The 23528-nt window shown below is 40.9% G+C and carries 18 protein-coding genes; 9 read left to right on the forward strand and 9 right to left on the reverse strand.

What is annotated here, in order from left to right; genetic code table 11:
• Window positions 1-284 precede the first annotated feature (284 nt).
• From MKI79_RS10740 to epmA, 3 genes are all read left to right on the forward strand, one after another.
• Window positions 285-1052, forward strand: a complete 768-nt coding sequence (locus MKI79_RS10740) for a glutathione S-transferase family protein (RefSeq protein WP_241573377.1) — start codon at window positions 285-287, stop codon at window positions 1050-1052.
• A gap of 62 nt (window positions 1053-1114) precedes the next feature.
• The gene (locus tag MKI79_RS10745) at window positions 1115-2203 is read left to right on the forward strand and encodes a 4-phosphoerythronate dehydrogenase (protein WP_241573380.1); all 1089 of its coding nucleotides are present in this window, start codon (window positions 1115-1117) and stop codon (window positions 2201-2203) included.
• Between the two features lie 47 nt (window positions 2204-2250).
• Window positions 2251-3207, forward strand: a complete 957-nt coding sequence (epmA, locus tag MKI79_RS10750) for an EF-P lysine aminoacylase EpmA (protein WP_241573413.1) — start codon at window positions 2251-2253, stop codon at window positions 3205-3207.
• A 68-nt stretch (window positions 3208-3275) separates the two neighbouring features.
• Here epmA and MKI79_RS10755 read toward each other — a convergent pair whose 3' ends face one another.
• Window positions 3276-3776: a thioesterase family protein gene (locus tag MKI79_RS10755; protein ID WP_241573383.1), complete on the reverse strand. Its 501-nt coding sequence runs from the start codon at window positions 3774-3776 to the stop codon at window positions 3276-3278.
• A 97-nt stretch (window positions 3777-3873) separates the two neighbouring features.
• On the opposite strand from MKI79_RS10755, the gene hemB reads away from it, so the two are divergent.
• Window positions 3874-4881 (forward strand): porphobilinogen synthase, encoded by a 1008-nt coding sequence (hemB, locus tag MKI79_RS10760; protein ID WP_241573385.1) that lies wholly within the window; start codon window positions 3874-3876, stop codon window positions 4879-4881.
• A gap of 76 nt (window positions 4882-4957) precedes the next feature.
• Window positions 4958-7156 carry an OsmC domain/YcaO domain-containing protein gene (locus MKI79_RS10765; protein ID WP_241573388.1) on the forward strand — a complete coding sequence of 733 codons (2199 nt, stop codon included), beginning with the start codon at window positions 4958-4960 and terminating at the stop codon, window positions 7154-7156.
• Between the two features lie 55 nt (window positions 7157-7211).
• Here the strand turns inward: MKI79_RS10765 and MKI79_RS10770 are convergent, their stop codons facing one another.
• From MKI79_RS10770 to mobI, 3 genes are all read right to left on the reverse strand, one after another.
• Entirely contained in the window at window positions 7212-7721 is a 510-nt protein-coding gene (locus MKI79_RS10770) for a mechanosensitive ion channel family protein (RefSeq protein ID WP_241573393.1), read from the reverse strand.
• Window positions 7722-7766: 45 nt separating this feature from the next.
• Complete coding sequence (locus MKI79_RS10775; RefSeq protein ID WP_241573394.1) at window positions 7767-8735, reverse strand: calcium/sodium antiporter; 969 nt, start codon at window positions 8733-8735, stop codon at window positions 7767-7769.
• A 363-nt stretch (window positions 8736-9098) separates the two neighbouring features.
• The gene (gene mobI / locus MKI79_RS10780; RefSeq protein ID WP_456055765.1) at window positions 9099-9350 is read right to left on the reverse strand and encodes a conjugative transfer protein MobI(A/C); all 252 of its coding nucleotides are present in this window, start codon (window positions 9348-9350) and stop codon (window positions 9099-9101) included.
• 107 nt (window positions 9351-9457) lie between these two features.
• Here mobI and MKI79_RS11680 point away from each other — a divergent pair, with 107 nt between their 5' ends.
• Both MKI79_RS11680 and MKI79_RS11770 read left to right on the forward strand, forming a co-directional pair.
• Window positions 9458-9583, forward strand: coding sequence for a hypothetical protein (locus tag MKI79_RS11680; protein ID WP_274619083.1), 126 nt, complete (start codon window positions 9458-9460; stop codon window positions 9581-9583).
• A gap of 8 nt (window positions 9584-9591) precedes the next feature.
• On the forward strand, window positions 9592-9801 hold the full coding sequence (locus MKI79_RS11770; RefSeq protein ID WP_407651640.1) for a helix-turn-helix domain-containing protein: 210 nt from the start codon (window positions 9592-9594) through the stop codon (window positions 9799-9801).
• A 37-nt stretch (window positions 9802-9838) separates the two neighbouring features.
• Here MKI79_RS11770 and MKI79_RS10785 read toward each other — a convergent pair whose 3' ends face one another.
• From MKI79_RS10785 to icd, 5 genes are all read right to left on the reverse strand, one after another.
• Entirely contained in the window at window positions 9839-11206 is a 1368-nt protein-coding gene (locus MKI79_RS10785) for an OmpA family protein (RefSeq protein ID WP_241573397.1), read from the reverse strand.
• A 2-nt stretch (window positions 11207-11208) separates the two neighbouring features.
• On the reverse strand, window positions 11209-17223 hold the full coding sequence (locus tag MKI79_RS10790; protein ID WP_407651641.1) for an SdrD B-like domain-containing protein: 6015 nt from the start codon (window positions 17221-17223) through the stop codon (window positions 11209-11211).
• Between the two features lie 110 nt (window positions 17224-17333).
• On the reverse strand, window positions 17334-19700 hold the full coding sequence (locus MKI79_RS10795; protein ID WP_241573400.1) for a beta strand repeat-containing protein: 2367 nt from the start codon (window positions 19698-19700) through the stop codon (window positions 17334-17336).
• Window positions 19701-19732: 32 nt separating this feature from the next.
• Window positions 19733-20230, reverse strand: coding sequence for a hypothetical protein (locus MKI79_RS10800; protein ID WP_241573422.1), 498 nt, complete (start codon window positions 20228-20230; stop codon window positions 19733-19735).
• Between the two features lie 304 nt (window positions 20231-20534).
• The gene (gene icd, locus MKI79_RS10805; RefSeq protein ID WP_241573405.1) at window positions 20535-21791 is read right to left on the reverse strand and encodes an NADP-dependent isocitrate dehydrogenase; all 1257 of its coding nucleotides are present in this window, start codon (window positions 21789-21791) and stop codon (window positions 20535-20537) included.
• A 188-nt stretch (window positions 21792-21979) separates the two neighbouring features.
• On the opposite strand from icd, the gene MKI79_RS10810 reads away from it, so the two are divergent.
• Both MKI79_RS10810 and MKI79_RS10815 read left to right on the forward strand, forming a co-directional pair.
• Window positions 21980-22822, forward strand: a complete 843-nt coding sequence (locus tag MKI79_RS10810; RefSeq protein ID WP_241573408.1) for an rRNA large subunit pseudouridine synthase E — start codon at window positions 21980-21982, stop codon at window positions 22820-22822.
• Window positions 22823-22824: 2 nt separating this feature from the next.
• Window positions 22825-23448: a 5-formyltetrahydrofolate cyclo-ligase gene (locus MKI79_RS10815; protein ID WP_241573410.1), complete on the forward strand. Its 624-nt coding sequence runs from the start codon at window positions 22825-22827 to the stop codon at window positions 23446-23448.
• Window positions 23449-23528: the final 80 nt, after the last annotated feature.

A 23528-nucleotide genomic window follows, 5' to 3' on the forward strand; every position in this document is an offset into this window, starting at 1 on the left:
TCTATTTATACTGCGCCACATGATACAGCAATTTCCAATCTAAGTCAGTCATTAAACGACTTCAAAAATTGATTTTCAGTTGATAGCATGGAGGTTGCTTGAGCTTATTCTTAGATACGCTTAGATGATAAATAGTTTATGCAGAATCATAAAAGGCAAATGGTGTGTAATAGGTTTTTGCGCAACTTAGCGATTCAGTTTAATATGCCTTGTGGAAAGGCTTCATCCCTTATGGCGTAAAACACAATTTATATCACTGAGAAAAATAATCAATCGGAGTGTACATGCGTATTTTGTATCAATTTCCTTTGTCACTGTTTTGTGAGAAAGCACGTTGGTTGCTCGATCATAAAGAGTTGGATTATGTGGCAAAGAATTTGACACCAGGTTTACATCGCTTAACCACACAACACCATACGCAAAGCAAGCATTTACCTGTACTTAAAGATGATAAAAAGTGGATCGCTGATTCGAGTAAAATTGCTGATTATTTAGATTGCTATTATCCTGAACATGCCTTGATTCGCAGTGAGCCTGAGCTACGAGAGCGGATTTTAGAAATTGATGCCTTAAGTCAGGTTTTCGGTATCCATGTAAGGCGTTGGTTATTTTATTTTATTTTGCAATTTGAGCATAATTCGGCGATTGAAGTCATACTTGGTGAACGAGGCTGGCTTCGTGATCTCAAAGCATTGGCTCGCCCAACGATAAAATTTGCCATTAATAGCTATCATCATATTACAGGCGATACCGCAGTTGAATCAAAGCGGAAAATTGATGCAATGGTTGAACAGTTTAATCAGATTCTTGTCGATAATGGCGGGAAATATATGGTGGCAGATCGACTTACACTTGCAGACATTGCGGTGTGTAGCATGATTGCGCCCTTGATGATGATTGAGGGCACGCCGTGGGAGCGTGAGCAACACAGTGAGATAGCGCCTGAAGTGATGGCATTTCAGCATTATTTACTTCAAATCCCACTTGGACAATATGTACAGCGTATTTATGATCAGGAGCGCAATGCCAGAGTGGATTGGCGTGGTATTTAGTCTATTGGTGAATATTTAGACTATTTCCGTGTTCTTTTGAAAATTGTTTTTGGATCAATGTTATGAAAATTGTCGCAGATGAAAATCTAGCGTTTACCGATTATTTTTTTTCAGAGTTTGGAGAAATCCAAAATTTGGCAGGGCGCACCATTTCTAACGATGATCTGAAAGACTGCGATGCGCTTCTAGTGCGTTCCGTGACTAAGGTCAACGCTGATCTCATCAAAAATACGCCTATAAAATTTGTCGGCAGTGCCACCATCGGTACAGATCATCTTGATATTCCGGCTTTAGAAAATAATCACATTCCATGGGCGAACGCCGCAGGCTGTAATGCCCAAGCTGTGGCGGAATATGTAGTGACGGCATTGCTCACGCTTCGACCTGAGTTGATTGATGCAGGGCAGTCTTTTTGCTTGGGTGTGGTCGGTCTAGGGAATGTTGGGACACGACTGGTGGCTTTGGCGAAGTTTTTGAATTGGCGGGTGATTGGCTATGATCCGTTTGTACTTCATGATCAAGTGGAACAAGTTGAATTTCAAACTTTGCTCAATCAATCCGATGCAATTTCGATCCATGTGCCTTTAACCAAAAAAACTGACGTGTCAGTAGAACATGCCACGCATCATTTGTTTAATGAAAGCACTTTCAGTCAAATGAAATCCGATGCGATCTTGATCAATAGTGCACGTGGCTCGGTGGTTGAGGAAAAAGCATTACTTACTGATATTGAGAAGAATAAGCGTCAAGTGGTGCTTGATGTCTTTGAACATGAACCGCAAATTTTCGCAGAATTGTTAAATGCTTTGACACTGGCAACACCGCATATTGCAGGCTATAGCCTTGAGGGTAAGGCGAGAGGCACACAAATGATTTATCAGTCGTTTTGTCAAATTTTCGATAAATTAGCAGATAAAGATTTTGTACCATTACTTGATACTTGTGAACCACTTTTAGCGCCAAATGAAGAGGCTAATTTTAAAACACAACTTATGCAAAATCTCACAACAATTTATGATATTAGCCGTGATGATCAAGCCTTACGTGCATGTTTAAAAGATGGTGCAATTCAGCAGAAAGCTTTTGATGATCTCAGAAAAAATTATCCGCTACGCCGTGAATGGTCTGCCTTTGGCGCAGAGTTTATATAAACAATCATGCTTTTGAGAATGACAAATTGACTGAAACAACTTTTAAAATGACCTGCGATCTGGAAGCGTTACAAGCACGTGCCGAGCTATATCAACGAATTCGCTCATTTTTTGCTGAGCGTAATGTGCTTGAAGTTGAAACGCCATTATTATCCCAAGCAGGGACGACTGATGTACATCTCGCATCAGTGCAAGCCTTACGTCATGTCAATGGGACAAAAGCAACGCATTATCTGCATACCTCGCCAGAGTTCGCCATGAAGCGTTTGCTTGCCAGTGGTAGTGGGGCGATTTATCAAATTTGCAAAGTGTTTCGTGATGATGAACATGGTCGAAAGCACAATAGCGAATTTACCATGTTGGAGTGGTATCGTCCTGATTTTGATCTGAAAGATTTGATGTATGAAACCACGGATTTATTAAATATTTGTCTGCAAGATCGTTTCGATGAAGTACGTCCGATGTTGATCAGCTATAAGCATGCTTTCCTAGATCGTTTGGACATCAATCCGTTGCAAGCCAGTTGTGAGGAGTTAAAACAATGCGCAAAGCGAGTTGGTTTAGATGTACGACTTGGCGATGATCGTTTAGCCTATATGGATTTGCTGTTTTCGCATATGGTGGAGCCAAGTTTAGGCTTTGATACACCTGTTTTTCTCACTGATTTTCCACCTGAGATGGCATCACTTGCCAAGATCAGAACTGATGACGATGGCGAGCAAGTCGCTGCACGTTTTGAGGTGTATATCGAGGGTTTGGAACTTGCTAATGGCTACGATGAGCTCAGTGATGCCAATGCACTTCGTCAGCGTTTTGAAGCAGATAATCAAGCTCGGCTTGCACAAGGTTTAGAAGCGATGCCAATTGATGATCGACTACTTGCTGCACTGGATTTTATGCCAGCCTGTTCAGGGATTGCACTCGGTATTGACCGTTTACTGATGATTGCGATGCAACGAATGCGACTAGAGCAGTTGATTAGCTTTCCTGCGCATTTGGCTTAGCTTAGCGTTAAAATTAGATGTAAAAAATGGCGAACAATTGTCGCCATTTCTATCAAAATAATAGGAAATCAATACACATAAGATGCTGTACCTGTGGCAATGTGTATGCCTTGATCATTATGCAAATCCATACGCATCAGACAGCTTTTACGACCGAGGCGCACCACTTGTGCTTTGGCAATAAAGTACTTTCCACGACCCGGTGCAAGATAATCTACACGCAAGTCCAAAGTAGCCAATTTTCCAACTTTCTTAGTCGTTTCTTCAAAAGTTTCAGGAGTGCTACGACGGTATAATTCGCTCATTGCAACTACTCCGCCCATACTATCGAGAATGGTTGCAGACACGCCACCATGCAAAATTTGGAATTTCACATTACCAATTAAGTGCGCCGCCATCTCAACATAACCTTCAATTTGCCCATCAACGACACGCATCTTGAGATTGTTGTGGGTATAAAACGGTGAGCTGTTAAAAGCTATACAGAGTTGCTCTAAGATCATATTAATATCACTCTGATTTTCAGCAGTGATATGACCAGTCCATTGTTGTTGTTGATCATTAAGCATACTTAAACTCACATAAAATAAAGCAAATACTTTGCGAGCAATGATCGCAAAGGCGTACAATAACGTCCGTATAGTAATAGATCAGAAGAGCTTTGTAATGACTTATACGTTCAATCGACCTGGATTTCCTGCGACTCGTATGCGCCGAATCCGCAAAAATGACCGCTTACGTGACATGGTCAGCGAAACGCAATTGACCGCAGACCATCTGATCTACCCAGTATTCGTTTTACCGGGTCAAAATCAAGCACAAGACATCGCCAGCATGCCGAAGATTCAGCGTCTTTCTGCCGATTTACTGCTTAAAAAAGCGGAAAAATTACTCAATCTTGGCGTTTCAAAACTCGCTTTATTCCCAGTCACACCACAAGATGATAAATCGATCACTGCAGAATCAGCTTGGCGCGAAGATGGTTTGGTGCAAACAACCTGTCGTTTACTGAAAAAAGAACTCCCTGAGATGTTGCTGATCACTGATGGCGCACTTGATCCGTATACCACGCATGGGCAGGATGGCATCATTGATGACACAGGCTATGTGCTGAATGATGAAACGGTCGAATGTCTCATCAAACAAGCGCTAAGCCATGCCGAAGCAGGCAGTGATGTAATCGCGCCAAGTGATATGATGGACGGGCGTATCGGTGCAATTCGTCAGGCTTTAGAACAAAATGGGCATATTTATACCAATATCATGGCATACTCGGCAAAATATGCGTCGAGTTACTATGGACCATTTCGTGATGCGGTGGGTTCTGCGAGTAACCTTAAAGGTGCCAATAAATATAACTACCAAATGGACTTTGCCAATCGAGTAGAAGCTTTGCATGAAGTGGCATTAGATATTCAAGAGGGTGCAGATATGGTGATGGTCAAACCCGGTATGCCGTATTTGGATGTGGTACGTGAGGTAAAAAATACATTTGGTGTGCCGACTTTTGTATATCAAGTGAGTGGCGAATATGCCATGCACATGGCGGCAATTCAAAATGGTTGGTTGTCCGAGAGCGTGATCCTAGAATCATTGATGTGCTGTCGCCGTGCAGGTGCAGATGGGATTTTGACTTATTTTGCTGAAGTGGCTGCGGAGCAGTTAAAGGCGTAAAAATAGAAATCAATAATTTAGTCAACACCGCTCACCTAGTTCATCGTTAATCAGCAAAATTTTGGGTACTCAAAACATGGAAATCAAAGTCAATTATCTCGACAATCTTCGCCAAGAAGCCAAGTTCGATGATTTTAGTGTGATTGCAGATCAACCGATCCGCTACAAAGGCGATGGCTCTGCGCCAGGACCTTTTGACTATTTCCTTGCATCTTCAGCACTTTGCGCAGCTTATTTTGTCAAAGTCTATTGTGCGGCTCGTGATATTCCAACGGATAATATTCGCTTGTCACAAAACAATATCGTCGATCCTGAAAATCGCTACAAACAAATTTTTAAAATCCAAGTTGAACTGCCAGCAGATATTTCCGACAAAGATCGTCAAGGAATTTTACGTTCGATTGACCGTTGTACGGTGAAAAAAGTCATTCAGACTGGACCTGAATTTATTATTGAAGAAGTGGAAAGCATTGATGCCGATGCACAGGCATTATTAATGCCGAGCCTGACTTCGGACAGTCAAACTTTTATTGAAGGCAAAGACCTACCGCTTGAGCAAACCATTGCCAATATGTCGAGTATTTTGGCGAATTTGGGCATGAAGATCGAGATTGCTTCATGGCGTAATATCGTGCCGAATGTTTGGTCATTGCATATTCGGGATGCGCAGTCGCCGATGTGCTTTACCAATGGTAAAGGTGCGACTAAGGAAAGTGCGCTCGCATCGGCTTTGGGCGAATTTATTGAACGACTCAATTGTAATTTCTTTTACAACGATCAGTTTTGGGGTGAAGAGATTGCCAACGCTGAATTCGTGCATTATCCCGATGAAAAATGGTTTCAACCAAGTAAAGATGATGCTTTGCCACCTGAGATTCTCGATGAATATTGCCTAGAAATTTATGATCCTGACAATGAACTTCGTGGTTCACATCTATTCGATACCAACTCAGGCAATATGGCACGTGGCATTTGTTCCTTACCATTTGTACGCAAGTCTGATGGTGAAACGGTGTATTTCCCATCCAATTTGATTGAAAACTTATATCTCAGTAATGGCATGAGTGCGGGCAATACCTTAGCCGAAGCACAAGTGCAGTGTCTTTCAGAGATTTTTGAGCGTGCAGTCAAACGTGAAATAATCGAGAATGAAATCACCTTACCTGATGTGCCACAAGATGTTTTAGACAAGTATCCAAGTATTGTTGCCGGAATCAAAGGGTTAGAGGAGCAGGGCTTTCCTGTCTTAGTCAAAGATGCGTCGCTCGGCGGTCAGTTCCCTGTGATGTGTGTGACTTTGATGAATCCACGTACTGGTGGCGTGTTTGCTTCTTTTGGTGCGCATCCAAAGCTCGAAGTTGCATTAGAGCGTAGTCTGACCGAGCTGTTACAAGGACGGAGTTTTGAAGGTTTGAATGATTTACCTCGCCCGACCTTCAGTACAAATGCAGTGACTGAGCCGAATAATTTTGTTGAGCATTTTATTGATTCGAGCGGTGTGGTGTCGTGGCGATTCTTTAGTGCAAAGTCTGATTATGTTTTTGTTGAATGGGATTTTACCGCCAATGGGACGCACAGCAATGTGCAAGAAGCGGAAACGCTATTTGCAATTCTCGAAGACATGGGCAAAGAGTCGTATATGGCAGTCTATGAGCATCTTGGCGCAACGGCTTGTCGTATCATCGTGCCTGATTATTCCGAAGTGTATTTGGTCGAAGATTTGATTTGGGACAATACCAATAAAGCCTTGGCTTTCCGTGAAGATATTCTCAATCTGCATCGCCTAGATGATGAGCAATTGCAAGCATTGGTTGAACGCTTAGAAGACGTGGAAGTTGATGATTATACTGATATTACCACGCTAATCGGCATTGAATTTGATGACAATACCGTGTGGGGACAGCTCACCATTCTTGAGTTAAAGCTATTGATTTATCTTGCATTGGAAGAATTTGAAGAAGCTAAAGAATTGGTGGAAACCTTCTTGCAATACAATACCAATACGGTCGAGCGTGGTTTATTCTATCAATGTATGGATGTGGTGCTCGAAGTGATGCTCGGTGATGAGATGGACATCGCCGATTTTGAACTGAATTTCCGCCGTATGTTTGGTGATGAACGCATGGATGCAGTCTTAGGTTCAGTCAATGGCACAGTGAAATTTTACGGATTGACCGAAACCAATATGCAACTTGAGGGCTTAGATCGTCATTTGCGCTTGATCGACAGCTATAAAAAGTTGCATCAGGCGAGGGCAAAATACGTTAAAAATTAATCATTTTTAATCACCAAAATCTATTAAAACGATGAGTCACAATGCATTTATATATTTAGTTTTTAAATGAGGCAATATACAAACCATCGATGGTTTCAAGCACTGTAATGAATAAGTTTATCTCTTTAACTGTACCTTGAGTTGAACCAAACTCAATAAAATCACCAGATTTAAACGGTCGAAGTATCAATAGCATGATTCCAGCCGCGATGTTGCTAAGCGTATCCTTAAGCGCAAGACCAACTGCTAGCCCTGCGGCACCAACTAGAGCGATAAGACTCGCGGTATTTACCCCAATGATGTCTAAAATAAATACACCACCAATGACATAAACCGCGTAACTGGCTACGGTTGAAAATATTGGTATCAGGGTCGCGTCAACTTTATTCAACTTAGAGTTAGTGTCTTGAATCGCTTTGCACACTGCTTTTGCAATAAGTGAGCTTGCCACCCAAATAACAATAGCCAAGATTAAATTATAACCAAGCGCTGCTATTGCCTCTGAATGATTTTGCCAAAATTGAATAAGTGAATCTTTTTTACTTCTCTCTTTCATTGTGCGCATGTGAGTTGAGTCCACATGCATATTTAATACTTTTTGATGTCGTGATTAAATCACAGAAGAAACTAGCCAAGTGTTGTAAGCAAAAAATGCGATTAGCAGACCTGCGCCTTCCAATCTGTTAATCCGTCCAGCGCCACGAAATCCATAGGCCATAAATAGCAAGGCGATTGTCAAACCCATCATAACTAACCAGTCGCGAGACATAACCTCGGAAGACATACCTGTAATTGGCGATATAACGCCCGCGATACCAACGACAGCGAGTAAGTTAAACATGTTAGAACCCACCACATTTCCAATAGCTATATCATGTTCACCTTTTCTAACTGCAATAATGGATGCTGCTAATTCAGGGAGTGACGTGCCCAAAGCAACAATCGTTAAGCCGATAATTAAATCACTAACACCCAGCGCCTCTGCGATACTCACTGCTCCCCAAACGAGTAATCGTGAACTCACTATCAGAAGAATCAAGCCAATAACCAGCCAAAAAATAGCTTTTTTGATAGGCATCTCGTGCTCAACCAGTTCTTGATCCATTTCACTTTCTAATTTATCCCCTTTACCTCTCATAGCAGAGTAAATACTCCAGCCAATTAAGGTAAAGAACCCTACCAGAAGAAGAACAGACTCAAAACGTGTTAGCGAGCCATCCCAAAGGAAATAACCGAGCGCAGAACTAATAAGCAATAATATAGGGATCTCTTTTCTGACTATTTTTGATTGCACCAATATTGGAGTAATAATGGCTGTTAACCCTAGAATTAAACCTGTATTGACGATATTCGAGCCGAGCGCATTACCGAGGGCTAAATCTGGATTGCCATGAATGGCCGCCATTGCAGAAACAACCATTTCAGGTGCAGACGTACCGAAACCAACAATGACCATTCCAATTAGCAATGACGGCATGCCAGCATGTTTAGCAGTAGCAGCAGCACCTTCAACGAAACGGTCAGCACTCCAAACCAATAGAATGAAACCACCTAAAATGGCTAAAAAAGAAACTAACATTAGACGACACTCCCATTTGTAAAATGGTTTTTGTTATCAAAGGAGATGCAGTTTGGAAGTTGTTTAATGGCTTTACTGAATGAAAATTTACGAGTATTTCCAGTGGCATAAGACGCCAATCGATTGATCGTAATAACGATGATTAGCTGTGACATGAGTATTTCCTTGGGGTGGTTTAGACAAAGTCAAACGAGACTCTCCACCCCGAGAGCGCCATTTGCCTTAAGTCTTGTCAATCCAAGTATGGACATAACCGCCACGAACTGCTGTTCGGAGACTGTTGACGGTTATCACAGTAAAAACTAAGAGACTACTCCCCAAGGTCAGAACTGAATGATATAACCATTTATAGCCATTTACAACTTAGTAATAAGCGTTCACTCTGCGACGCAGAATGTTGAGCTTATCGACATGGCGTCGAACATCACTGAAGAATTCTTCTTTCTCTATGGCCAGCGCTAACTCCCATTCTTTAGCTAGACCTTGGCAGTCCAAAAATGAGTATCTCAGCTTCGTCTTTGAAATACGCAGTCCCTTGCTAAAGACCACGCGCTTGCCTCGTTGACCGTGAAAGTAGGGTGTGGTCGTAGAGATGTTATTTAACATAATATACATTATGCGAAATTCTGCATTTTAATTTTGTTGTGCTAGGTAGATACATAAATTGCTATTTTATACGCTGTGTGCGATTCTGTGAGCATCTACATGCATGTTTTAAGCGGATGGCGTTTTTACTGCATGATTTAAGCCTCATTATGATGATTTTAGATCGCCAATATCTCTACACGTCACTACCAAATGCCTCAAGTATCTTGGCGCAAAGTAGCCAAAAACAGGCACACAAGTAAAACGCAAATTGAAAAAGCATCATACTCATTTCCAAGCACAAGTTGATCAATGTCGTCTACACACTGCAATTAAGCTGTATCGAATTAACGGTTATAAAACAGAACAAGTATCGCAATATTTACAAATCAATGATGCGAATAATTTTAGGCGTGCGTTTAAGCGATGGAGTGGCATGTCACCGCATGCCATTTCATCTTTTAGCATGATTAAAACTTAGCGTAAAACTTTGAAAATCAAAACCTTAAAACCACTAATTAATCTTCTAATTGAAGATCGGCAGTTTGACGATAGGTTTTCACTTCTTTGCCTTCAGGATCGACATAGACAAGCTCAACACGACGGCTCAAAGCATGTCCCATCTTCGCTTCATCATTATCAATCAACTGTGTTTCGCCTTCTGCTTCCATCGCAATACGACTTTCAGCAATACCATGCACTATCAGATAGCTTGCAACGGCATTGGCACGTTTTTTCGATAAACGTAAGTTGTAAGCCACACTGGCACGACGGTCAGTAAAACCGTACAAAGTCATGGTATGGTCAGGATATTTATTCATGAACCGAATGATCTTATTCAAAATCACCGCACTTTCATCTGTAATATCTGACTGATCTAGAGCGAAGTGCACCACATTTGGAATTTTACCAAACTTAACCGCTTCTTCGGTTTCAAACTCATCTATCACAGTTGGTTCAGGTTCTGGGATGACTACAGGTGCAACTACAGCTGGTGTCCAAATCGGCCACTGACCTTTGACACCGTTACACGCTTTCTCCCCACCATTCAATTCCTCTAAAGATGGATAAGTGACTTTCAGTAATTCTTGTGTGCCGTTTGGATTCGATGTCAACGCTTGATAGGTTGCGAGATCCAATAAGCGCTGTGCAGCGAGAAACTTCTCACGAGAATGGCGCCAACCGAGCTCGCAATGCTCAGCTGCTGCCCATACGAGCATTACTTCTGCCTGAGCAACTTGAGAATAGCTATGGCTAAAACCTTCATGATGCTTTAATACTTCTGCATTTGCCCACAAGTCACGGCGCATTACACCTGACATCGACAGCACATTTGTCGTCAAGCTTAATTCTTCTGCTTGACCTTGTTCTAATGCGCTAATGATACGATCTGCTTCAGCAAGTGCTTCTTTGCGAGTATTTTTAATAAAACCACGTTCGCTACCTTCGTGTGCTGCATAAGTGAGCCACGTTGCTGCTTTTTTCGCATGATAATATTGAATACTTTGTTTATTGGCAAAAAATGGCAAAAGACGTCGTTGCATCTCAGCAACGTCTGTGTCTTGTGGATTGGCAATATACGTAGATTCGTCAACCGTTGGTCTAGGCAAACTTGGTGTAAGTTTCTTTTCAGCAGTAACTACAGGTGCAGATGGTTGAACTGGATTACTCACCTGCTCTGGCTGAGGTGGAATACTTGAAACAGTCTGTTTTGGAATCGAATCAAGCTCGACAGCAAAAGCTACAGTCGTATTTAAGGTGATTAAACACAAAGAAATGGCAACAATTAATGCAGGACGTCGAAAGCCTTTCCAAGTCTGACTTGTGCCAACTTGGTTGATCATTTTTTGCTTCATCGCTTTTTCATTCATAGCTTGTTTATTCATAACTATGGCTCTCTCGAAGCATTAACAGATGAATCGTTACGTTTAAACAAGTTTTCATCAAACTTGAAGCGCATACGTAAATATGGACCTTTTACCGTGGTGTCACTATCAACAAGATCTTCATCGTCATAACCAGAGAAGTTATAACCACCTGACAACCATAGGTTTGCGGCAACAAGATAACCAACTTCCCCACCGACGAGCAAGCGTTTTCCATCACTCACGTCAGACCACAATAGACCACTGTGGATTCCAGCATCCCAACGCTCATTAATATCGTACATTGCACGACCTGAAACGAGGTATGTTGTACCGTCTGACTGTAGACCTGAGAATGTCGTATCAACTTTTTTCATTGCATACTGACCAGACAAGGTCATTGCACGAGTTGGATGATAGTTCATATGTGTCGAGAAGATATATACATTCTTCAAGAATTTATTGCTTAAGTCAGATTCATTCTTGTCATAACGATACTCAACTTTAGTCAACGCATCAAAACGATTGGTATCTGTATCACGATAAGCTGCACCAAGTTGGAAGCGATCGACAAAACGATTTCCACTATTTTCACTCTTGTTATCAGTGAAGCTGAGTACATTCTTCGCAAGTAAAGTCACATCATCAGAATACTTATACGCCACACCTAAGTTGTTCAATACAGTATCCGATTGATCTGCCCAACGTGCTTCTATGCGCCCCACAGCTTTCCAGTTTTCAGGTGCTAAATATTCTGCACCAAGACTTACTGCTGTATTGTCTGCACTCAGATTGCTTGTACCAGACACTGCTTTAACTTGCTCAAAGCCTGCATTCACATAGAAGCCTTCTTCAATCTCCCAACGGTTACGCAAACCAATCGCTGCTTCTGCTTCTCGAGCGCTGATACCATCACGTACACGGTACTCACTGAATGCTGTAGAGTCGTTGTTATAACGGCTTTCTAAACCAAATACAGTCACGTTACGACGCTGTGTATCATTCAACTCATACAAACCACTAATGCTTGAAACTAGCTCATGACGACCATAAGCACGTAGCTTAGTATTGATTTGGTAGTCTGCACCTACAGCAAAGACTTGGCGATCAGATTCTTCAATATCTTGCTCATATTCGATGAAGGCACTTGAACCTGCCCATGGCAATTGACCTGTCAATTTTGTACGAACAGTCGTACCACTATACGGTGCAATTTGATTAGTATTTGCAGTTGCAGGCTCTGACTCGTCGTAATAACGCAAGCCAAACTCAATTGCTAGAATCTTGTTGATGGCACGTTGAATACTTGCAGATAAACCTTGATTTACGCCGTTGTTTAAATCTTCTGTACGGATAAATTCGATATTTACCAAACCAACATTGTTAATGTTGGCACGTGCTTTGATCCCGCTTTCACTACGACCTGATGAGATCGGTGATGAAGTATTGTAGAAGCCTTCATCTGCATTATTGTGATATGCACGGAAGTCCATGTTCTTATAAGCATAATCAAGCTCAATGCGGTAAGCATCCCCTGAAATCTCACCTGTTTCAGATGGATCGACATTGATCTGAGTCAATACATTGACATCACTTACATTGACTTCTGAGCTTGCATATTCTGCAACTAACTTACCTGATTTGCCAAGATTCACCACAGTATTCGCACTGCTTAGTTGTTCTTCATTCAAAGGATTGTCACTTTGAACGTGTGAACCACCAACTTTAACGCTATCAGTGATTTTGTAAGAACCTGATACACCACCCACGATATATTCTTCACCACCTTGATCTGACTCAACAGTGATACGAATATACATTGGGTTTAAGTTTGCATCGACACTTGGTACAGGATCTTTTAAATAGATACTATTACTAAAAGTATCTACTTCATAGTCAGTAAAACGAGTCAATGTTTCAGTAGAAATGATCAGTCCTGGATTGTTACGGTCACGGACTAATATTTCAACTTTTTCACTATTTTCTAAGATGTCATCCGTATCAACATTGCCTAAGCTGTATGGGCCTGAGATACCTAATGCACGCTGTTCAGTCACAACTTGCTCAGTATTGGTTTCAGCAGCAAATGCTGAAACTTTATATTTATCACCTTCGATGACACCACGTACGCCAGTCAAAGAACGGTTGTATTGACCAAGCGACAAGCCTTCATCATTTTCTGTGCGTGTTACATAGTCGCCATATATGACATGTGAGCGACCTTTATCTACACGGATGTAAAGCTTACTTGTTGACTGTGCTTCAAAACCTTTTGCCGCAGAATCACCGTACACTGGATAGTATTCATCTGGACGGATATCACGGAACAAACGCTGACTATTATCTTTATCAGAGTCATACGCCAAAGTCAGTAGGTATTCGCCTTTTACCTTACCTTTTAAGAACATCGCAGCACGACCAGTGGTTTTAACTTTGCCGTCTTCTGCATTTGCGATTTCGTTTAGTTCTTCTTCAAAACCATCATTAGAATCAACTTTGTTGAGTTCACTTGGGTTAAAGTCTTTAAATGAAATTGCACCTTCGATGATACCCGTTGCAATAATCGGGCGAAGATTTGGCAAAAAACGTACAGGCGTACTTGCATGATAGATACCACTTTCAACAGAAAGGATACCTTCACCTGCATCATTTGGAGATTGAATTGGTACAACTAAAGTACCACCTTCAACAAAGATTTGAATACCCGGTTCTTTTTTATCTAAATCTTCTAGTTCTACTGTACCAATATTTGATTGTACAGTGAGTGGCGTGCGGCTAGACACCACAGTACCAAAACGGTCTACCACTTTTAAGGTAACGTTTAGACGATCTGTACCATTCGCTTGTGCTGTTTGCGCAGTTGCGTTAAGAACAATCTTGTCAAGTTGGTCAGGTGCAATCACTTCGATCTTTTGAGATTCACGAAGATTACCCATCATATCAAGCTGACGTGCTTCGATCGTATTTTTACCCGGTTTAAGTGCTACACCAATAAAGTCCAAACCAGACACTTGGAAATCAGGCAATACTGCACGTTTACCAATACGCTTCTCGCCAACTTGTTCGCCATTTACCCAAAGTTGTTGATTCGTACCCGCTGTACCTTTGATCTGAATAGTGGCTTGCGGATATGCCAACACTTGACCTTCACGTAAGTTTAGGATTTCAAGTTTATTATCTGTTGCATTTTCTAATGCTTTTTCAAGAAGAACAGTCGTTTCAACTTTTTTCGGTTCAAACTGAACTGGCTTCAAGTCCATCAACTTTTCTTTAGAATAGTCAACGGCACAATTTGAGCTAATGCCTTGCGCAGAAATACAACCACTTGCAGGCTGACCACGTGCATCAGATACACGGAAATTTAATGGGTCAATCGTTAAGTCTGTGCGTAGGATTTGCTCAAGCTTTGAGTTTTTTAATTCAATCGTTTCTTTACGTTTAAGGACTTGATCAATCAAAGTTTCAGAACAAGTACCAGCCGCAACACTAGAGATTGCAAAATCAGCACGATGCAACTCACCACGTTTCAAATCGACGAAACGACTGTTCGGATCACCAGCTTGGCGATTGCTAATCAAAAGCAATTCTGCTTCTGATGGCAGTGTAATACGGTCAACTTTTAAAACATGAGTTTTAGCTGAAACACCATAGAAGTCGTATTTACCTTCGCTATCGGTAATCGCATAGCTACCATCTTCAAGATAAACACGTACACCCGGTACACCGATTTCGCCGAAGTCTTGTACGCCATTACGATTACAATCTGTGAAGATCTTACCAACGATAAAGCCTTCAGAGATCATTGCTCCTGGGCTAACTTCAACTTTAGCAGAAGCTTCATTAGACTCTTCACCTGTTGAATCTTTAGCGCGTACACGGTTAACACCATCGCCATTTAGCGCATTTGGACCAATGTAAACTCGATATTGGACTTTAACTTCTTCATTAGCTTTTAAAGTTCCAAGACCCAAAGTCAAATATGGACCTTTTCCACCGTATGGATCTTCAACTTTCGTGCCATCAACACGCATTGAACCTTCAACGTAGATAAAACCACGTGGTAAGGTATCTTTGATCGAAACATCAGTCGCATCAACATTGCCACGGTTTGCAACCGTAACTGTGTATTCTTCAAATTCGCCAATCTCAGCTTCATTATCTGTCGCAACTTTTTTTACAAATAAGTTTGAGCGACTTTCTTCTGACAATGGGTCAATTGGAATATCAATATTGAGTACGGTTTCACCTTCACCAATATTGAACTCACCGGCATATGACCATTGAGCATTCACGATTTTATCTGATGAGAAACCTGAGATTGGATATACTGACGTATCACTAACAAACTTATATTCGGTATTACTAGATACAGTGCTTGTATCTACGTCAATGATGTAACGACCTTCTTTAACATATGGATAAACAAACTCACCGTCGCTATTTGTTAGCTGAGTAGCAGAAATCGAGATCATTGCGCCAGTTGTAGGATCGATACGGTATGCAACATCGCTACCGATCGGTTGACCTGTAGATGCATCAAGCAATGTAACTGTTGCACCAGCAACCGGAAGCCCTGTTTTTGCATCAAAAACAGTGCCATAGTTATCCATCAATACTTGCGTATCAACATTTTCAAAAGTTTGCGTTGATTGATTGTTTTCATCCAAACAGTCGGTCAAGTTAATCGCAACTTGATCACGCTTCACTGTTTGTAAAATATTATCTAAATTAATTGCAACATCTGAACGTGTTGTAGGTAGTTCATAACGGAATACACCAGTATTTGCACCTGTTTCAACACCGATGATTTCTTCTAAGTCACCAGTTTTGCTCGATTGGACACGAATCTTAACACGATCAACTGTATAACGATCTGCATTACATGTCGCACTTCGAGATTCAATATACAAAGGACGTTCAGCAGTACCCGAACCAAGCACTGTACTAAAATCACTTGATTTATTATAGATTTTAGCAGTGCCTGAAATAGCTGTTGATACTTCATTTGATGGTGTGACTTTTTGTCCACCAGTGGTTGCGTACTCAACTTTAAAAACATTTTTAACTGTAGTTTGTGCAATACCAGTATTCATCGTGACGATGAAATCTACTTGCTCTGTCGTATTTGCAGCGATGGTTGGGAAACCAACAACAAGTTGATCAATCGTTGATAAATCAGTAGGCGCTGTTGTGCTATAGCTATTTGCACCAGTTTTATACAGCACTTTTGCTTGTGGATTGATGGCGCGTGCATATTTGAATGTCGTATTGGCAGGAATATCATCTACCAATAGCACCATTTGCTGGGTTTGACCATCAATTGTCACATCAATTGGCGTAGCTGCTTTTGAAGCATTATTTTGAATGCGCAACGTGTAGTCAAGATCGAAATCTGATGCGTTATCAGGATCAAACGACTGTTGCTGTACTTCTTTTGTAGCAACAAGTTCTGGAATAACGACGTTCGCACTATCAATCGCACTTGCTGTAGCGTCAGTGTCTTCAACCACAACAGCATTAATAGGTAAATCAAGTTTCTGACCATTTGTCAGTGATGAACTTGCTGTAGCAACCACCCATAAATCAACACTCTCTCCTGGTTGGAGGAGAATGTATTGCGTAAATTCAGGGTCGCTAGAGTCAAATTGACCGTTTTTGTTTGAGTCGATATATATTTTGACATTACTTAAACCAGTAATATCAAAAGTACTCAAACTCACTGTAGCATCGGTATTACTATTATTGGTAAGTGTATTTGACCAAATCACCAACTGACTTGGCTCAATCTCTTGAGCAATTGGCGTGGTTAAGTGAATTGCATATAGTGCGGAAACATTAATTTCTACTGCATTAGAAGTAACTGTTTGCTCAACACCTGAACTATCTACAAAGTATGTTGCATATGCAATGTTCTGAATCGTACTATTTGCACTAGGCATGGCTGCATTGCCATATTGCGCTAACAACATAGACATCGTCAACGCCGACAGTACAAATGTCGTTTTTTGGCAAGTCTGTAGTTTTGTCGATTGCAACACTGCGATGACCCTAAATAGATAATTTGAGATAATGAGATGCTTATATTTAGATATAAGCATCTCACAATACAGCCTTCTAGAGGCTGTATTGCTTATACCAAAACTTTAGATTAGTTTTCGTCCACTTTGACAGTGAATTCAATCACTACTTGTTTTAATGGATCTACTGCAAATCCTGGAGTAGTAATAACACTACCAGTACTACCATTAGATACTGTCACAGTAGGGTTACCTGTTGCAGCTTCTACTGGTGTATTACCAGTCGTAAACGCTGGTGCAGGAGCTGTCGTTGAAACAGTAGTATATGCTGGTACTGGGTCACTCATTACGACATTAGTAACTTGTTGATTACCATCATTGGTTGCAACGATGTGATACTTAATACATTGACCTGGTTCTGCTTGTAACGTACCTTTTGTAAAGGTTGTTTCCAACCCATCACAGTTCACATCTAGTGCTTGAGATTTTTCAAGACGCAATTGACCAATATTTACCACTGTACGGTCAACTACCTGAACTGTTGCAGGCGCATTCAAGCCACCCAAAGTACCTGTTGGCGTAATGGTAATTGTAGAAAGATCATATTGACCAGCTGTTGCATTCAACGGCGCTTCAACTTTCACCAAGATATTTACAGATTCACCTGGTTGTAAACCTGCTGTACCAGTCTGTGATAACAAGTCCTGTAAAGAACCTGCACCTGTACTTGTAAAGTTAGTTACAAGTTCACCAATATCTGCAACACCATCATTATTTAAATCTACATATACCGATGTAACTGCACCAGCCATTGTACCTGCGTGAGTCGTTGATGGATCAGTAAGTGTTAATACACTTGTGCCAACACCTTCATCAAAACCACCGTTGTTGGTCAAAGTATGTGTATAAAGGATTGTACCACCTGGTTGAATCTGACCTTGTTGGTCTGCAAGGAAGTCAATATCACGTGCCAATACATCCACAATGCTAAGCTTCAATGTATCATTTGCAGATGCAGACGGATTATTTACAGGATCAATTGTTAAGATCACATCATCCGTAGTCGCTGAATTTATAGGCGTTGAGTAGTTTGATGGCAAAGTTACTTTTGCAACGATGTTCGCAGTTGAACCAGCTGCAATAGGACCTGTATCTACGATACCATCGCCATTTGTATCTGTTAACGGTGTTGCACCATCAGATTTAAACAGTTCAACGGTACTACCTGCTGGAAGGTCAGCCTGATTTACAGTGACGTTATATGTTTCTACACCAGTACCTGTATTGTGGATCACAATTTGATCTGGACCTGCATCTGCTGAGCCTGTATTGTTACCAAATACTACTGGTGTACCAATGGTTGCATTTTCTTTAACAGTGTTATCTTGGTTGACATTACCTGGCAATGTTGCAGCATCTGCGTAATTGTTGGTTGTGCTTTCATTGACAGTACCCGAATAGGTTCTAGTCACGGTCACGACAGTTTGGTTAGAGTCAGTCGGTGTTACGCCATTTGGGGTTGTGCTTGCATCATTATCATCATCATCAAAGACAGATGCAGTGTTGAGAATGTTTGCAGTGTTCGTTGTATTTGCAGTGACTTTAAATTTGATCGTACCTGTTGAGTTTGCAGGAACGTTATCCAATGAAATTAACATTTCACCAGTTGTAGCATTAACTTGATAGTTAATGCCTGCAGGATCACCACCAGCTGCATCAGTTAAAGCAGTTGCAGAACCATTCCAACGACCAGAATTTAGTACATAAGCAACTTTAGAAACATCAATGTTATCTGTAATAGATACATTAGCCGCCGCAGCATTACCAGTGTTACGATATGTTAATGTATATTCAATATCACCGTTTGCGCTGACGCTAGTTACACTTGCAGCTTTCTCAATACGTAATACCGCACCGTTAGTTACAACAACAGTATCTGTATCTGTATCAGTTGCGCTATCAAATGCACTGGTCGCAGTTATAGTGTACTGTGCCTGACCTGTAGTAACTGTACTCGGTACAGTTGATTCAATAATCAAACCAACTGATGCACCCGGTGCTAAAGTTACTGAAGTTACAGGAGTATTACTATCTTTAACACCATCATTGTTAGCATCTAAATATACTTGTAGATTATTCAAATCAAAGTTGTCAGCTGTTAACTGTGCAAGTGCAAGTGTATATGTATCTGAACCATTACCTGTATTTGTTAATGTATGCGACAAGCTTACCGAACCATTTGGATTCGCAGATGCTGTACGATTATCAACCAAAGTGAAGCTACCCACTTGTAGTACTGTAGTTGTTACTTGGTTAGATGTAACAGATTGTGGGTTACCACTTGCATCATTATACGTTGCAGATGCAATGTTATTGATGTTTGATCCAGCAGCAGGAGCGGCCGCTTGGGTTGTTTGCACTACAGCAACACCACCTAGAGCTAGTGCAATCGAAGTTGCTAGCTGCGTAATGCGCGGTAATTTAAAATTTTGAGACATTTTTACCTTCCTCATAAAGAGCATATTTAAGATTAATTACTTACAGCTGTACTATTAATGCGAGTTTGCGCAGAAACAGCAATTGACTTCCCAGCAGGAAGCTCTGCGATGGTCCAACGCAGAGCACGATAATCTGCTAGTGGAACATTCACTACCTGATCGCCAACCTTTTTCTTCAGTGGCATTGGTGCAAAATTCACACCATCAGTACTTGCTTGAGCCTTTGTTGGAGCAGACTTAGCAAGGAATTGCGTTTCAGCAGGAATTGGCAAAGTTGCTACTAGATTTTTAATCGTCCCTGCTGTGTTATTTGTATATACTGCACGATACTCAACCACCTGCCCCGGTTTCACTTCTGAAGTTACTTGTTCCGTAATTTTACCTTCAGCATTTTGAGCAATGAGATAGGTGTTTAAGTTTACCGATACAGGCTCTTTTGCAGCTTGAGTATTTGCAAGCACGCTAGGTGCCAATAGAATCAACGCAGAGCTCATCAAAGCAGTTTTCATGAATTGTTTAGAAAGCACCATAATCATCCTCGAACCTATATTTACAATCTGAGATTATTTAGCGCTTAATATACAACATTTACGGTACAAGAATGCAACATGTATCACAGAAATATTTAAAAAAAGCCAATTTTTTTGTAACTGGGGCAGAATTTGGATGATAAATCATATTATTTTATGATTTTGTATCTTGTGAATAGAACTTTATGATGAATTTTTAAGTTTTATTATTCCGCTATTATACTTTAGTTTTATGATTCATATAAAAAAAAGAGCAGACTAATCTGCTCTTCCCAACAAAAAATTATAACTTAAGAAAGCTCATTCAATCTTCCATGTGTTGAATAATCGCTTTACCAAATTCAGAACAACGAAGCAAAGTTGCATTTGGCATCAAACGCTCAAAGTCATAAGTCACCGTTTTGGTTTCAATCGCACCAGATACACCACGAATGATAAGATCCGCCGCTTCTATCCACCCCATATCACGTAGCATCATTTCCGCAGAGAGAATAATAGAACCTGGATTGACTTTATCCTGACCTGCATATTTTGGTGCTGTACCATGTGTTGCTTCATACACAGCGATCGCCCCACCGATATTTGCACCTGGCGCAATACCAATACCACCAACTTCAGCAGCCAGTGCATCAGAAATATAGTCACCATTTAAGTTCAAAGTTGCGATCACAGAATAATCCGCTGGACGCATCAAGATTTGTTGTAAGAACGCATCAGCAATCACATCTTTAATAATGATGTCTTTCCCTGTTTTCGGATTTTTGATTTTGACCCAAGGACCGCCATCTAACAACTCACCGCCAAAACGATCAATTGCAAGCTCATAGCCCCACTCTTTGAACGCCCCTTCGGTATATTTCATGATATTACCTTTGTGAACCAAAGTCACCGAAGGCTTATCATTATCAATCGCAAATTGAATCGCTTTTCGTACTAGACGCTGTGTTCCTTCTTTAGATACTGGCTTGATCCCAATACCACAACCTTCTTCAAAGCGAATCTTGGTCACGCCCATTTCTTCTTTGAGAAATTTAATAACTTTCTTTGCTTCGTCAGAATCTGCTTTCCACTCGATCCCTGCATAGATGTCTTCTGAGTTTTCACGGAAGATGACCATATCAGTAAGCTCAGGATGTTGCATCGGCGAAGGCACACCTTCAAACCATCGCACTGGACGCACACAAACATACAAGTCTAATTCTTGACGAAGTGCGACGTTGAGCGAACGAATACCACCACCAACTGGTGTGGTAAGCGGCCCTTTAATCGACACGATAAATTCACGTAGCGCATCAAAGGTTTCTTCAGGCATATACGTGCCATAGATTTTATCTGCTTTTTCGCCGCAATATACTTCCATCCATTCGATCGAACGCTTGCCACCATATGCTTTAAGAATCGCAGCATCGACCACCGTCTTCATTACAGGTGTAATATCCACACCAATCCCATCTCCTTCGATAAAAGGAATGATTGGATGGTTTGGAACATTCAGTGACAGGTCTGCATTTACGGTGATTTTATCACCATCCGCAGGAACTACGATCTTCTGATAACCCATTGTAAAGATGCTCCCTTCTTGTAATTAGCGATGCTGTATAAATGTCTTGAACGACACTAAAACTTTTTTAACGCCTATATAATAAAGAATGTAGAATAGTTTTGTAATTTATCTCACAAATAGCAATATTTCCCAAAATGATGGTTACAATACTCGCTAAGCTATTGATTCAAATAAAGTAGAAGTTCATGGTAAAAATCGTCGCTTTCAATAAACCATTTAACGTACATTCCCAATTTCGTTCAGAAGAACTGCAGATCACTTTGTCTGATTTTATCCATGATCCAACTCTAAGAATTGCTGGACGGCTTGATCGAGATTCCGAAGGTTTATTACTGCTGACTGATGATGGACAGCTCAATCAACAAATCACTCATCCAAAACATAAACAATATAAAAGCTATGTCGTGCAAGTCGAAGGTGACGTTTCAGAAAATGCAATTGAACAATTGCGTCGTGGTGTGATGCTAAAAGACGGTATGACACTCCCTGCAAAAGCCGAAAAAATAACAGAACCTAAATGGCTTTGGGAGCGTGACCCACCGATACGCCATCGTGCCAATATTCCAACCTCATGGATTGAAATCCAAATCTGTGAAGGCAAGAATCGGCAAGTACGCCGTATGACGGCTGCGATTGGCTTTCCAACGCTACGGTTAATTCGCACCCAAATTGGTTCAGTCAATCTGATTGATCTTGGTTTAGTACTTGGAGAATCTACGCCATTAGAAGCTTTGTTTTATGATGAGTTTCGACACCTCTTAAAGCAAAAGAATAAAACTCAAGATCATGCTAAAAGTGGTTTGAGTTGGAAAGATCAAAAAGCGAAAGATCAACAGAGAAAAAATCAAAATTCAAAAGACCATAACAACAATGGCTTTAAACCAAACAAAGCTAAAACAAAAAATTCTCAAACTGAAAAATCAGATTCTCGTCAAAAGAGCGGTAATCCACCGTCAGGACGACGAAATACAAATAGCCCAAAACCTTCTAATCGCCGTGCGACGACAAAACGGCGAAATAAGGAATAGTCATGGGTAGTATTTCTTCAGATCAAATTACTCTAGATAAAATTGCAATCAATCAAATTCCTGCACGTCGTAAACAAATCCGTAAACAACGTCGTCAGCTTTCAAAGCGTCAACTTCGACAAGCGGAAACTGCCGTAGTGCAAAAATTGCTTAACGTCGCAGAAATTAAAAAGGCAAAAAGAATTGGACTTTATCTCAGTGATTTTGGCGAAGTGCCGACACAAGCTTTAATTCAAAAACTCATTCAACAAAATAAGAAAGTTTATATTCCAATGATTTGTAATATGAATCAGCGACTTGTGTGGACAGAGTTGACTTTAAATCATCTCCATTCAAATCGTTTGGCAAAACATCGACTCGGTATGCAACAAATCATGGCAAGTCGTGCTTTTGATATGGCTAGGCTTGATGTGGTGATCATGCCATTGGTACTTTTTGATCGGTTTGGACATCGTGTCGGTATGGGTGGTGGTTTTTATGATCGAACATTGGCAAAGCATCCATATCGCACTATTCGACTTGGATTAACGCATGATTTTCAGGAGGTTAATGGTATTTTAGCAACGCAGATTTGGGATCAGAATTTAGATCTAGTCTGCACACCAACACGTTTGATTCGGTTTTAATTTTAGGGTCTAGATAACTTTAGAGTGGATTCTCTCTTAATTCTTTGAGTAGTTTAGCATAGAGGTTTTCATGTCGATGG

This window comes from Acinetobacter sedimenti, from assembly GCF_022601685.1.
Taxonomy (GTDB): Bacteria; Pseudomonadota; Gammaproteobacteria; order Pseudomonadales; family Moraxellaceae; genus Acinetobacter; species Acinetobacter sedimenti.

Bases quoted from the DNA above. Each gene is read 5' to 3' on its own strand.
- MKI79_RS10740 (WP_241573377.1), top strand. From the start codon at position 285: ATGCGTATTTTGTATCAATTTCCTTTGTCACTGTTTTGTGAGAAAGCA.
- MKI79_RS10745 (WP_241573380.1), top strand. From the start codon at position 1,115: ATGAAAATTGTCGCAGATGAAAATCTAGCGTTTACCGATTATTTTTTT.
- epmA (WP_241573413.1), top strand. From the start codon at position 2,251: ATGACCTGCGATCTGGAAGCGTTACAAGCACGTGCCGAGCTATATCAA.
- MKI79_RS10755 (WP_241573383.1), bottom strand. From the start codon at position 3,776: ATGCTTAATGATCAACAACAACAATGGACTGGTCATATCACTGCTGAA.
- hemB (WP_241573385.1), top strand. From the start codon at position 3,874: ATGACTTATACGTTCAATCGACCTGGATTTCCTGCGACTCGTATGCGC.
- MKI79_RS10765 (WP_241573388.1), top strand. From the start codon at position 4,958: ATGGAAATCAAAGTCAATTATCTCGACAATCTTCGCCAAGAAGCCAAG.
- MKI79_RS10770 (WP_241573393.1), bottom strand. From the start codon at position 7,721: ATGCGCACAATGAAAGAGAGAAGTAAAAAAGATTCACTTATTCAATTT.
- MKI79_RS10775 (WP_241573394.1), bottom strand. From the start codon at position 8,735: ATGTTAGTTTCTTTTTTAGCCATTTTAGGTGGTTTCATTCTATTGGTT.
- mobI (WP_456055765.1), bottom strand. From the start codon at position 9,350: ATGTATATTATGTTAAATAACATCTCTACGACCACACCCTACTTTCAC.
- MKI79_RS11680 (WP_274619083.1), top strand. From the start codon at position 9,458: ATGGCGTTTTTACTGCATGATTTAAGCCTCATTATGATGATTTTAGAT.
- MKI79_RS10785 (WP_241573397.1), bottom strand. From the start codon at position 11,206: ATGAATAAACAAGCTATGAATGAAAAAGCGATGAAGCAAAAAATGATC.
- MKI79_RS10795 (WP_241573400.1), bottom strand. From the start codon at position 19,700: ATGTCTCAAAATTTTAAATTACCGCGCATTACGCAGCTAGCAACTTCG.
- MKI79_RS10800 (WP_241573422.1), bottom strand. From the start codon at position 20,230: ATGGTGCTTTCTAAACAATTCATGAAAACTGCTTTGATGAGCTCTGCG.
- icd (WP_241573405.1), bottom strand. From the start codon at position 21,791: ATGGGTTATCAGAAGATCGTAGTTCCTGCGGATGGTGATAAAATCACC.
- MKI79_RS10810 (WP_241573408.1), top strand. From the start codon at position 21,980: ATGGTAAAAATCGTCGCTTTCAATAAACCATTTAACGTACATTCCCAA.
- MKI79_RS10815 (WP_241573410.1), top strand. From the start codon at position 22,825: ATGGGTAGTATTTCTTCAGATCAAATTACTCTAGATAAAATTGCAATC.